This window comes from Oryzibacillus soli, assembly GCF_051594765.1.
GTDB lineage: Bacteria > Bacillota > Bacilli > Paenibacillales > NBRC-103111 > Paenibacillus_AR.
Map to the genome: position 1 here is coordinate 84,665 of NZ_JBPPGJ010000002.1, position 12,477 is coordinate 97,141.

Consider the following 12,477-nt stretch of genomic DNA (forward strand, 5'->3'; position numbering starts at 1 on the left):
CTCCTTTATGACTAAGCTACTACAAGCAAGTATAGAGCATGATTCATGCCATTTCTTGCTCCGGAATTGTTTGATTGGCTTTTTATTATACTTGTATGTCTTCTATACCCCATTTCCCTTCAGCAATCTATGTAAGGTGCTTCCTTGCCGTAAGGTACAGCGGCAGCTATGCCTCTGAAAAGGCCAGCTGCCGCGTTATCTTCTATGCGGTGTCGGATGTCCGGGTGTCCGAGCCTTCGCGCTTTCGTGCTTTCGTGTGTTCGTACATTCAGGTGTTCAGGCACCTTTCCCCTTTCACTTACGTCCTTGCATCCGGTTAGCCGCCCCCAGCCACACCATCCGCCGCTGGAGCGAATTGCGTGTGGTAGAGCCGGGCATAGAGGCCCTCCCGCGCCAAGAGCTCCCGGTGGCTTCCTTCCTCGACCAGCCGGCCCTCCTCCAGCACCAGAATCCGGTCCGCCGCCAGGATCGTAGAGAGCCGGTGGGCGATGACGAGAGTGGTCCGGCCCTCCATCAGACGTTCCAGAGCGGCCTGGACATAGGCCTCAGACTCGGAATCCAGATGGGACGTAGCCTCGTCCAGCACGAGAATGGCCGGGTCCTTCAGGATGGCCCGGGCGATGGCAAGCCGCTGTCTCTCACCGCCGGACAGCCGGTGTCCCCGCTCCCCCACCATCGTATCGTAGCCTTGGGGCAGTGCTGCAATCCGCTCATGAATGTAGGCGTCGCGGCAGGCCTGCATCATCTCCGCCTCCGTGGCATCCGGCCTGGCAAAAAGCAGGTTGTCCCGGATGCTCGCATGGAACAGGAAGGAATCCTGCGTCACGAAGGCCATCTGCCTGCGCAGGGAAGCTTGGGTGACGGCGCGGATATCGGTCCCGTCCACCAGGACGAAGCCTTCCGTCGGATCGTGAAGGCGGGCCAGCATCCCGATCAGAGTGGATTTGCCCGCGCCGCTGGGGCCGACTACGGCCACCAGCTCTCCAGGCTCCGCCCGGAAGCTGACGCCGCGCAGCGCATGCTCCCCCTTGCCGTAGGCGAAGGAAACCGCCCGGTATTCGATGCGGCCTTGCGCCGCAGGCAGCTCTCCCGCATCCGGCGCATCCGTGATGTCCGGCTTCATATCCATGTATTCGAACAGCCGCTTGAAGATGCCCATGGCCGTCGCCACTTCCACATGGAGATTGAGCAGGGTGGAGATGGGGCCGTACAAGCGTCCCACATAGAAGACGAAGGCGATGATGCCCCCCAGGGTCAAGGTTCCGTGCATCACGCCGAGACCGCCGTACAGGAAGATGATGGCCGTCCCCAGAGGAGCCAGCACGCTGATCGCCATATTGTACCACCGGCCGACGAGATTGAGCCGGAGCTCCAGCTCCATGACGTGCTCGTTCAGGTCCGTGAAGCGCCGCTCCTGGACCTCCTCGCGGCCGAAGAGCCGGGTCAGGAGCGCGCCGGATACACCGAAGATGTCGCCCAGCATGGAGGACATGTCGCCCTTGACCCGCTGGGCCTCGCCGCGCAGCCGCTTGCGGGTGTCCGATACCTTGCGGACCGGCAGGATGAAGAGCGGCAGCACGACCATCGAGAGGAGGGCCAGCGTCCAATCCAGCCGGAACAGAATGACCGCCGTGGTGGCCACGATGACCACCTGGGTCAAGGCATTGACCACCGTACCGGTCACGACGCCCTGTACGGCCTGGACGTCACCGGTCAGCCGCTGGATGACCTCCCCGGACCGGGCGTGGGTGAAGAAGGCCATGGCCTGGCGCTGCAGATTGGCGAACAGACGGTGCCGCAGGTCCCGCATGACGCTTTGCCCCACCTTATTGTTCAGGTGGTTCTGCCAGACGCCGAGCAGCCCGGCCGCAAGCGGCAGCAGCACCATAAGCAGCGCCATCTGGTACAGATCCCGGCGGCTGCCCTCCGGAATGGCGTGGTCGATGATCTCCCGCATGACGAGGGGCGGGAACAGCCCGATCACAGCGGACAGCACCGCCAAGACCAGGATTCCGGACAGCTTCTTCACATACGGCCGGAACAGCCGCACTGCTCTGCCCCATTCCGCATCCCTCCACTTCACCTTGGGCGCGTTCGGATCGGACGACAGCCGTCCCCCCATTCCCATGCCGCCTCCGCCCATTGGGCCTCCGTGTCTCATGCCATCTTCCCCCTGTCTCATCCCATTATATATAGGCATTGTACTCCCGAATCCGGCCCGGTTCCAGCGAAGGGACATTGTGCGAAAGCTCACAGCAAGCCTTTGCCCGTTACGCTAACATAGATGGGATACCCGTAGCTTTCAGCTTGAAGGAGGCGGAGTGCACTTGCATGTGACGATGAAGGATGTAGCCCGATTGGCCGGCGTTTCCGCGTCTACGGTTTCCCGGGTCATCAACGATGATCCGAGGATCAGCGGCGAGACCAAAACCAAGGTCATGGCCTGCATCCATGAACTCGATTATAAAGCCCATCCCATCGCCCGGAGCTTGAAGACAAACCGGACCCGGACCATCGGCTTCCTGACCCCGGACATCTCCGATCCCTTCTTCATGGGCGTCGCCCAAGGAGCTGAGGAAGAGCTCCGCAAGAATGGCTATTCCCTGCTGATCTCCTGTACGGGCGGCTGCCCGGAGGGGGAGCGGGACCGGCTTCACCTGCTGGCGGACCGCAGTGTGGACGGTCTCATCTTCATCCCCTCCTGCCCGGACGGGAGCCATCTGGTCTCCGTCTGGCCGGACAGCCTGCCGGTCGTGCTGGCGGACCGTCTGACCGATGGTATCCAGGCCGATGCCGTCCTGGTAGACAACATTAACGGCGCCTATGCGGCGGTCGAGCACATCTTGGGCTTGAGCCTGCGGCGGATCGCCCTGATCGGGGCCAGCGACGGGCTGACCCCGGCCCGGGAACGGCTCGACGGCTACCGCCGGGCGTTGAAGGACTACTTCATTCCGGGCGACGATACGCTCGTACGTACGGGACATCCGACCGCCGAGACCGGGGCCAAGCTGTACAAGGAGCTCCTCCGCCTGCCGGAGCCGCCAGATTACGTGCTGGTCGCCCATGACGATATGTTCGCCGGAGCCCTGCAGGAGGCCGCCGTCCAACGGGGCGGGCACCGGCCCGTGGTTCCTCTCGCCGGCTTCGGCGATATGCGGCTGGCCGCCTCCATGGGCTTAGTGGACTTCGGCGTAAGGCTGCCCGTAGCGGATATCGGACGAAGAGCCGCCCGCCTCATCCAGAGCCGCCTCCATGAGCCCCGGGAGGGGGCCGGCTTCCAGATCGTCCGGCTCAAGACCAGTCTCCTGACGGGAGCGGCAGCAGGAATCCGGGGCTAGGCCGCCCCCCATCGCTTCCGCCCTCCCCGCTGGCTCTTGCATTGCCGGTCCGGCATGCGGTATACTACTGTTCAACCGAATACGGAAGATTTGCCAATGACGGGCATCCAACCCCGAGGCGTTCTCGTCAAGAAGCCTGCGGCCGCGGCCCTTACCCGCCCCGCCTGCTTGCCTAAGTGAACCGGCACCGCCCGTTACAGCGGAACCTTAAGCGGATCGGACTCCCCCGGGAGCCGGTCAAGTTGGGTGGCACCGCGAGCGAAGCGCTCCTCGTCCCATACGGATCGAGGGCGCTTTTTTGCATTTTACCTAGGTAAAGGAGCGGTGAACGATGCTGGACATCAAGTGGATACGCGAGCATGAAGAGCAGCTGCAGGAGGTGGCGGACCGGAAGAGGCTCCCGGTCTCCATCCGGGAGCTGCTTGAGACGGATACCCGGAAACGGGCCCTGCAGCAGGAGGTGGAGGAGGGCCGCCGGACCCGGAATGCGGAGTCGGAGCGGATCGGGGAGCTGATGCGGAAGGGGGACCAGGCGCAAGCGGAAGAAGCCCGTGAAGCCGTGAAGGCACTGAACCGGCGGCTGGAGCAGCTGGAGGAGCCGCTGCGGGAGGAGGCGGAGCGCCTGGAGCAGCTAATGCTGCTGGTGCCCAATCCGGTATCGCCGGACACCCCGGCAGGCGCCTCGGATGCAGACAATGTGGAGGTCCGGCGAATGGGCGCGCCCCCGGTGTGGAGCTTCGAGCCTCTGGACCATATCCGGCTTGGTGAGCTCCACCGGATGATCGATATTCCCCGCGGCGTGAAGACCGGCGGGGTGCGCAGCTACTTCCTGACGGGCGCCGGCGCCCTGCTCCACCGGGCCGTACAGCAGCTGGCGATGGATTTGCTGACGGCAGACGGCTTCCTCCCGATGGAGGTGCCGCTGATGGTCCGCCCGGAGACGCTGGCCCATACCGGCTTCTTCCCCACCGGGAGGGAACAGGTGTACCGGATCGAGGACGAGAACCGGTACCTGGTAGGCACCTCGGAGGCCCCACTCGTCGCCTATTACGCCGGCGAGATCGTGGACTTGAACGAGCCGGTTAAGGCTGCCGCTGCCTCCACCTGCTTCCGCAGCGAGGTGGGCTCGGCCGGCCGGGACGTGCACGGCCTCTACCGGGTCCACCAGTTCTCCAAGGTGGAGCAGGTGGTGCTGTGCCGTGCGGACCCGGAGCTTTCGGAGCGGTTGCTCCAGCACATCACGGCCAATGCCGAGCGGCTCCTGCAGCTCTTGGAGCTGCCCTACCGGGTCATGGCCGTATGTATCGGCGACATGTCGCAGAAGACCTACAAGCAATACGACATCGAGACCTGGATGCCCAGCCGCGGCACCTACGGCGAGACCCATTCGTCGTCGAACCTCCACGACTTCCAGGCCCGCCGGGCCAATATCCGTTACCGTGATTCGGACGGACGGCTGCGTTACGCCCATACGCTTAACAATACGATGGTGGCCACCCCCCGCATCCTGATCCCTCTGCTGGAGAACCACCAGCAGGAGGACGGCTCGATCCGAATTCCGGTGGCGTTAAGACCCTATATGGGAGGAATAGAACGATTGATGCCTCCCGGCATGGTCTGAAGAGCCCTAACCAGCAGGACAAATAACCTCAAAAGCCGCTTCCGAAGTTCAATCCGGATAGCGGCTTTTGGGGTTCACCCTTCTTTTCCGTGCTTTACAGCACCTTCGATAAAAAAGCCTTCGTACGCTCCTGCTGCGGGTTGCCGAATAGCTCCGCCGGCGTGCCCTCTTCCACGATGCGCCCCTGCTCCATGAAGATGACCCGGTCCCCGACCTCGCGGGCGAAGCCCATCTCGTGGGTAACCACCACCATCGTCATACCCTCCTGGGCCAGCTGCTGCATGACCATCAGCACCTCGCCCACCATCTCCGGGTCCAGCGCCGAGGTCGGCTCGTCGAACAGCATGACCTTCGGCTCCATGGCCAATGCCCGGGCAATGGCCACCCGCTGGGACTGGCCGCCGGACAACGAAGCCGGATAGGCCTCCGCCTTATCCTTCAGCCCCACCTTGTCGAGCAGCTCCAGCGCCTTGCGCTTGGCCTCCTCGGGCGAACGCTTGCGGATGCGGATGGGCGCCAAGGTAATATTGTCCAGCACGCTCATGTGCGGGAACAAGTTGAACTGCTGGAACACCATGCCGGCTTCCTGCCGGATCTCCGCGATATTCGTGCCCTTGTCCATCAGGGACTGCCCCGCGATCCGGATGTCCCCTCCATCCGGCTGCTCCAAGAGATTGAGACACCGCAGGAACGTCGATTTCCCCGAACCGGAGGGGCCGATGACCACCAGGACCTCGCCATTTTCAACTTCGGCGTTGATGCCGTCCAGCACCGTGCTGCTGCCGAACCGCTTGATCAAGCCCTTCACTTCAATAATCGCCGCCACCCGTCACACCCTCCTCTCGATGTATACGAGCAACTTGTTCAAGGTATACGTCAGCACAAAATAGATGAACGCCGCCGTCAGATACGGCTCCCACACCCGCATGTACTGGCCGCGCATGGCATTGCTCCAGTACATGATCTCAGGTGCCGCCACGATGGCGATCAAGGAAGAATCCTTCACCAGCACGATGAATTCGTTGCCGAAGGCGGGAATCATCCGCTTGACCGCTTGGGGCAGCACGACGAACCGCATGGTTTCCCAATGGCTCATGCCGAGGGAATGGGCCGCTTCCGTCTGACCCTTGTCGATGGATTGGATCCCCGCCCGGAAGATCTCCGCCGAATAGGCTGCGGAGTTCAGCGACAGGGCCGTGACGGCCGAGATCCAGGGATTGGTGCTGCCCCAGATCATCGGCACCAGGCCGAAGTGGACGATCAGAATCTGCACATACAAGGGCGTCCCCCGGAAAAAGTTGATGTACGCCTGCATCGGCCAATGCAGCACGGGGTTTTTGGACATTTTGCCGAAGCCGATGGCCAAGCCGAGAATGGAGCCGAACAGAATGGACAAGAGCGAGATGCCGATGGTGTAAAGCGTCCCCTTCAAGAGAAGGGGCGCGTATTCCAGAATGATGTCGAAGCGGAAATCCATGAGGTCGACCTTCCCTTATTTGGCGTTCAGCAGTTTGGAGGTGTCCGGCTTTTCGCCGAACCATTTCTCGTATACCTTGGCGTAGGTGCCGTTTTCGATGATTTTCTTAATGGCCGGGTCCAGCTTGGCCTTCAGCTCGCTTTTCTTGGGGAAGGCAATGCCGTAGAATTCGGATTCGAAGTTCTCCTTGTCGAGGAGGCCGACGAACTTCTTGTTGGGGTTGTTCTTGATGTATTCCCGGACGATGGCGATATCGGCTACAGCTGCGTCTACCCCGCCCTTATCCAGCTCCATAAGCGCCAGCACGTTGTTGTCGAATTTCTTCAGGCTGGTGTTGTCCTTGCCCATGATCTCGGTCATCAGGGTATCGGCGGTGGTGGAGCTCTGTACGGCCACCTTCTTGCCCTTCAGGTCCTTGGCGTTCTTGATCGGAGAGCCTTCCTTGACCAGAATCATATTGGTGGACTCGAAGTAAGGCATGGAGAAGTCATAACTCATCTTGCGCTCGTCCGTAATGGAGATGGCAGAGATGCCTGCATGGAATTCGGTGCCCTGCTTCACGCTCTCCAGCATGGTATCCCACCCGGTATTCTTCACTTCATACTTCAAACCCGCTTCCTTCATAACCTCCGCCAGAAAATCGATGTCAAAGCCCACGATCTTGTCCTTGTCCATACTCTCCATCGGTGCATAGGATGCATCCGATGCAAACTTATACACGGTTTCACCGCCACCCGATGCCGGCTTATCTCCACCGCATGCACTCAGAAACAAGGCCAACCCCAACAATAATGAAGCGCTACGCCACATTTTCACGTCACATTACCTCCCACGTTTATTGTTTTTCCCTAGCTTAGAAGCGATTCTATCAGCTAATTCGGAAAATTACAATGGACAATTTTCAAATTACGTAAGCTTTCATTACATCATTTATGCTGTAATCATAAAGCTTATAGCGCGGACGGTTTCTGCCCTTTCTGTATGAATATGCACAAAAAAAGGAATACCCCCAGCCTGGTACGGCTAGGGGTATTCCTCTAATGTCCGCTCCTATCGGGCGGGAATGCGGCTTCGACCGCCGCAACGATCTGCCGGGACATGGTCCATACCCGGTGGAGCGGCGTCGTCTCCAGCACGCGGACCGGGTTGTCCCGGAGAGCGTGGACAATGGCGGCGATGGAGTAGCGGCCTACGGGCGGCAGGCCCCGGCGCAGGGAGCGCCCGGCCTCCAGCGGGCCGGTGGCCAGCTGGAACAGGCCGACGGAGTGCGGATGCCCGAGGCAGGCGTCGATGGCCAGCACCGGGCCGCCTGCCGCCACCCGGACCAGCTCCGCCAGCCGCAAGTCCCAGGTCGCCGCATCGCACGGAGCCTCCAGGGTGCCGATCACCCGCCGGTACCCGCGCTCCGTCAGCAGGGTGCCGGTCATCGGCCCCAGCGCATCGCCGCTCGAACGGTCCGTCCCGATGCAGAGGAAGCTGAGTTCCCGGGCGGTGACTCCGTCTGCCGCCATCCGGTCCGTGAGCTCCTTGAGCTTGTCGGGACCGGCCGTCTTCTTCCAATAGGCTCCCGTACCGTTAGCCACTTTCCAGCCCTCCTAGAACAATCCCGTGATGCGTCCTCCTGCATCCACATCCATGCCGAGGGCTGCCGGCTGCTTGGGGAGTCCCGGCATCCGGAGTATGTCGCCCGTCAGCGCCACGATGAAGCCGGCGCCCAAGGAGGGCTTCAGCTCCCGGATCGTGATGCGGAAGCCCGTCGGCCGACCGGTCAGTGCCGGTTGGTCCGACAAGGAATACTGGGTCTTGGCCATGCAGAGCGGCAGGCGGTCCCAGCCGTTCTTCACGAACTCGCCGATCTGCCGGCGCGCCCGCTCCGAAAAGATGACGCCGTCCGCGCCGTAGAACGTCTTGGCGATGGCCTCAGCCTTGGCCTCGATGGAAGCTTCTTCCGCGTACAGCGGCGCGAACCGCTGCGCAGAGGCGGCATCCGCCAGCCGGGCCACGGTCTCCGCCAGCTCCCGGCCGCCTTCGCCTCCCTGCTCCCAGACCCGGCACAGCTCCACCGGGATGTTCCGTTCGCGGCAGAGGCGCTTCAGGAGCTCCACCTCCTGCGCCGTGTCCGTCGGGAATTCGTTCACCGCCACCACGATGGGCAGCCCGTAGCTCCGGATGGACTCCACATGCTTCTCCAGGTTGGGGAAGCCCCGGGTCAGAGCCTGCAGATCTTCCGCGCCCAACTGGTCCTTGCCCGCCCCGCCATGCAGCTTCAGGGCGCGTACGGTAGCGACGATGACCACGGCGGAAGGCGCCAGTCCGCCCTTGCGGCATTTGATGTTCAAGAACTTCTCCGCACCCAGATCCGCGCCGAAGCCGGCCTCGGTCACGGCGTAATCCCCCAGCTTCAGCGCCAGCTTGGTGGCCAGAATGCTGTTGCAGCCGTGGGCGATGTTCGCAAAGGGCCCCCCGTGAACCAGGGCCGGTGTGTGCTCCAGCGTCTGGACCAGATTCGGCTTCAGGGCGTCCTTCAGAAGCACCGTCATGGCTCCTTCCGCACCGAGATCCTTCACATAGACAGGGCGACCTTCCCAGGTGTACCCCACCAGCATGCGTGACAGCGCGGCCTTCAGATCCTGCAGCGACTCGGATAGGCATAGGATGGCCATGATCTCCGATGCGACCGTAATCTCGAAGCCGTCCTCCCGGGGAACCCCCCCGGTGGTGCCGCCCAGTCCGATCATGATATGCCGGAGGGACCGGTCATTCATGTCCAGAACCCGCTTCCAGACCATGCGCCTCGGATCCAGCCCCAGCGCATTGCCCTGCTGCAGGTGATTGTCCACCAGCGCGGCCAAAAGATTATGGGCGGATGTCACCGCATGCATGTCGCCCGTAAAGTGCAGATTGATATCCTCCATCGGCACGACCTGGGAATAGCCCCCTCCGGCCGCACCGCCCTTCATCCCGAACACGGGTCCCAGCGAAGGCTCACGCAGAGCCAGCACCGCCTTGCGCCCGGTCTTATTCAGAGCCTGGGCCAGGCCGACGCTGACCGTCGTCTTCCCTTCCCCCGCTGCCGTAGGGTTAATCGCCGTTACGAGAATCAGCTTCCCGTCCGCCTTCATCTTCCACTTGTCCAGCAAGGAGATCTCCAGCTTCGCCTTATACTTGCCATAGCTTTCCCAATCGTCCTCGTGCAGCCCCATCTCCTCCGCCATGCGGGAGATCCGCTTCATCTCGGCCCCTTGGGCGATCTCAATATCACTAGGAATTTGCACACCTGCTGCCATAGCTGCTCACCTGTTCCCATCGAAAAAATGGATAGCCATGATAAATCCGGCTAATGAAAGGATAGCACAAACCACGGCAAAATTCGAAGGCGCAATCCCGAACATTTCCTACTCTTCCACGGCGGCAAGCACCGGAGCCGGCAGCTCCACATCGAAGATGGTCCCTTCCCCCGGCTCGCTCTTCACGCGGATGATTCCGCTGTGGTCCTCAATGATCCGGAAGCTCACCATCAGCCCAAGACCGGTGCCCTTCTCCTTGGTGGTATAGAAGGGCTCGCCCAGCTTCTCCAGACGATCGGGCGCTATGCCGTGCCCCTCGTCCTCGAACCGGATCAGCACCCGGTCCGGCTTGGGCCGCAGGAGCGTGACCTTGACGAGGCCGCCCTTGGGCATGGCTTCGATGGCATTTTTGAGAAGATTGACGAATACCTGCTTCAGCTGATTCTCGTCGCAGACCACCTCCACATCCTGCGCCTCCCTATAATTGGCGGCGATCTCCACCCCGTTCAGGTGGGCCTGGCTCTCGAGGAACGAGACCACCTCCCACACGATCCGGACGATGGATTCCCGGGTGAACTTGGTCATCTGCGGCTTCGAGAGTACCAGGAACTCGCTGACGATGGTATTGATCCGCTCCAGCTCCGACAGCATCACCTCATAGAAGAAGCCGTTTTCATTACTCCGTTCCTTCAATAGCTGGAGGAAGCCCTTAAGCGAGGTCAGCGGGTTGCGTATCTCATGGGCGACGCCGGCGGCCAGTTGGCCTACCACGGACAGCTTCTCGGACTTGCGGAGCATCTCCTCCGTCCGCTTGCGCTCGGTAATATCCCGAGCCACCACCAGGATGCATGGCGTCTCCAAGCTTCCAAAGTGGGGAATCCAGCGGCTCGAGACCTCCATCTCAATCCAATGGCCCTCCGCATGCTGAGCGCGCACCTCGACGATCTCGTTATGGTCCGTGGACAGCAGCCGCTCGTACATGAAGTCCACCCGCTCCGCATCCGCCGGATGAATCCAGATCAGGATATCCTTGCCCGTCAGAAGCTCCGGCTCCATGCCCATCATCACCTTGCAGGAAGGAGACATATAGATCACCCTCCCGTGGGGGTCCAGCACACAGATGATCTCGGACATGTTCTCGGCGATCAGCCGGTACTTGGCCTCGCTCTGGCGGAGGGCCGATTCGACCTGCTTGGCCCCGGTTATGTCCCGGGAGATGGCCGCGATGGCCACCGTCTCCCCGTGGGAGTTGCGGATGGGGGACACGGTCACACTCACATCGAGCACCTCGCCGTTCTTGCGCATCCGCTTGGTCTCGTACCCGCTGACGTGTCCGCCGAATAATACGGCTTCCTTCAGATTAGCCGCTTCCTCCTGCAGCTCCGGCGGGATAATCATATCCAGCAGGCACTGGTCGCATTCCTCCGCGGTCCACCCGTACATCATCTCGAAGGCCAGGTTCGCCTGGATGATGTGTCCCTCCAGATCGCCCACGTCAATGGCATCCGTGGTATTGTTGAAGAACGACTCCAGCATCTCCTTGGCCTGAAGCAGCTCCTCCTCCGTCTCCTTGCGCAGCGTCAGATCGGTGCAGTAGCCGATCACCTCTTCCATCACACCGTTGCGCCGAATCGGCTTCAGCGTCACCAGGCAGGGCACGTCCGAGAGCAGGGTCTCGAACTCCAGAGATTCGCCCTCCTCCCAGCTGCGCCTGTAATAAGAGGATAACTGCTCCGCCTGCTCCGGATCGAATATCATATCCAAGGTCCGGCCCACCACCTGCTCGGAGCCCAAGCCCACCGTACGGGCCAGCTCTCCCTCCCAGAGCGTGTGGACATAACCGTCTCCGGCTTTCTTATACTTCAACGTAATGCCGGGTTGGTTCCGGAGCACCTCCTGCTGCTCCCGTTCCGCAGCCTGCAGCATTCGGTCCGAGCGCTTCAGATCGGACAGGTCCCGGACGACCACCTGGTAGGCCTGCCGACCCTCGTAGCGGATCCGCTTGATGCGGACTTCCGTCTCCAGGTAGTTGCCATCCCGGTTCTGAATTCGAACCTCCGTCGGTGCCCACGGCTCCGGCTTGACGGCCAATTCCACCAAGACATCGTAATCCACCGGATGGATCAGTTCTATCACTCCTGCAAAATCAAGCTCCGCCAGCCGTGCCTCACCGTAGAGCAGGTGCCCCGCCGGATTGGAATACACGATCCGGCCGGAGCAATACACGAACACCGGATCGGGGATCTGCTCCAGTATATCCTTGTAGCGCGCCTCGCTCTCCAGAAGCTCCCGTGCCTTCTTCCCCGGCACGCACGCCGGGAGAGCGGAGCCTGCCAGTACTAACTTGTTATAGGCCGCCTGATCGATATACCGGCCCAGCCGGTATGCAGCGGCAAACAGCAATACCGACAGGAGCACCGGAAGCGCATAACCTCCTGCTCCCCTGGGGGTTCCCACGGGGCTGCCTCTATATACCAGCAAGACCGAGTGGAACAATACGACGGTTATGAGAGATAGAATCCGCCCTTTCCATCCCATTCAATCTCCTCCTGTTATCCGATTGCCTGCCCCTCGATGCGGGCTTCTGTTCCATGAAGCTTCTCGTACAGCTCATAACCTAATATTACGAAAAAACGCATACAATTTCCTCTAAATTTTCAAATAAAAACTTAAATCAACAGATTCCGATCGATCCGACCGAAAAAAAACAATACCGTCCCTGACACGACGCAAAAAAGAACGGAAACTCTGACG

The 12,477-nt window shown here is 61.2% G+C and carries 9 protein-coding genes; 2 read left to right on the top strand and 7 right to left on the bottom strand.

Features of this window, described 5'->3' with window-relative positions; all coding sequences use genetic code 11:
- Positions 1 to 316: 316 nt before the first annotated feature.
- Positions 317 to 2,161, bottom strand: a complete 1,845-nt coding sequence (locus ACSEXW_RS02365; RefSeq protein ID WP_438444493.1) for an ABC transporter ATP-binding protein — start codon at positions 2,159 to 2,161, stop codon at positions 317 to 319.
- A 172-nt stretch (positions 2,162 to 2,333) separates the two neighbouring features.
- On the opposite strand from ACSEXW_RS02365, the gene ACSEXW_RS02370 reads away from it, so the two are divergent.
- Together ACSEXW_RS02370 and serS are read left to right on the top strand one after the other, a co-directional pair.
- Entirely contained in the window at positions 2,334 to 3,338 is a 1,005-nt protein-coding gene (locus ACSEXW_RS02370) for a LacI family DNA-binding transcriptional regulator (RefSeq protein ID WP_438444830.1), read from the top strand.
- A gap of 331 nt (positions 3,339 to 3,669) precedes the next feature.
- A complete protein-coding gene (gene serS / locus ACSEXW_RS02375; RefSeq protein ID WP_438444494.1) occupies positions 3,670 to 4,959 on the top strand; it encodes a serine--tRNA ligase in 1,290 nt (429 codons plus the stop codon).
- A gap of 94 nt (positions 4,960 to 5,053) precedes the next feature.
- On the opposite strand, the gene ACSEXW_RS02380 is transcribed toward serS, so the two are convergent.
- The 6 genes from ACSEXW_RS02380 to ACSEXW_RS02405 form a co-directional block, all read right to left on the bottom strand.
- A complete protein-coding gene (locus ACSEXW_RS02380) occupies positions 5,054 to 5,776 on the bottom strand; it encodes an amino acid ABC transporter ATP-binding protein (RefSeq protein ID WP_438444831.1) in 723 nt (240 codons plus the stop codon).
- A gap of 12 nt (positions 5,777 to 5,788) precedes the next feature.
- Complete coding sequence (locus ACSEXW_RS02385) at positions 5,789 to 6,436, bottom strand: amino acid ABC transporter permease (protein ID WP_438444495.1); 648 nt, start codon at positions 6,434 to 6,436, stop codon at positions 5,789 to 5,791.
- Positions 6,437 to 6,451: 15 nt separating this feature from the next.
- Complete coding sequence (locus ACSEXW_RS02390) at positions 6,452 to 7,246, bottom strand: basic amino acid ABC transporter substrate-binding protein (protein WP_438444832.1); 795 nt, start codon at positions 7,244 to 7,246, stop codon at positions 6,452 to 6,454.
- A gap of 227 nt (positions 7,247 to 7,473) precedes the next feature.
- Entirely contained in the window at positions 7,474 to 8,019 is a 546-nt protein-coding gene (gene yyaC / locus ACSEXW_RS02395) for a spore protease YyaC (RefSeq protein ID WP_438444496.1), read from the bottom strand.
- A 12-nt stretch (positions 8,020 to 8,031) separates the two neighbouring features.
- Entirely contained in the window at positions 8,032 to 9,723 is a 1,692-nt protein-coding gene (locus ACSEXW_RS02400) for a formate--tetrahydrofolate ligase (RefSeq protein ID WP_438444497.1), read from the bottom strand.
- A gap of 108 nt (positions 9,724 to 9,831) precedes the next feature.
- Positions 9,832 to 12,261, bottom strand: coding sequence for a PAS domain-containing sensor histidine kinase (locus ACSEXW_RS02405; RefSeq protein WP_438444498.1), 2,430 nt, complete (start codon positions 12,259 to 12,261; stop codon positions 9,832 to 9,834).
- Between the last annotated feature and the right edge of the window lie 216 nt (positions 12,262 to 12,477).

What these genes read in the sequence shown, in the direction of transcription:
- ACSEXW_RS02365 (WP_438444493.1), bottom strand. Translation starts at nt 2,161, where the DNA reads ATGAGACACGGAGGCCCAATGGGCGGAGGCGGCATGGGAATGGGGGGA.
- serS (WP_438444494.1), top strand. Translation starts at nt 3,670, where the DNA reads ATGCTGGACATCAAGTGGATACGCGAGCATGAAGAGCAGCTGCAGGAG.
- ACSEXW_RS02385 (WP_438444495.1), bottom strand. Translation starts at nt 6,436, where the DNA reads ATGGATTTCCGCTTCGACATCATTCTGGAATACGCGCCCCTTCTCTTG.
- ACSEXW_RS02390 (WP_438444832.1), bottom strand. Translation starts at nt 7,246, where the DNA reads ATGTGGCGTAGCGCTTCATTATTGTTGGGGTTGGCCTTGTTTCTGAGT.
- ACSEXW_RS02400 (WP_438444497.1), bottom strand. Translation starts at nt 9,723, where the DNA reads ATGGCAGCAGGTGTGCAAATTCCTAGTGATATTGAGATCGCCCAAGGG.
- ACSEXW_RS02405 (WP_438444498.1), bottom strand. Translation starts at nt 12,261, where the DNA reads ATGGGATGGAAAGGGCGGATTCTATCTCTCATAACCGTCGTATTGTTC.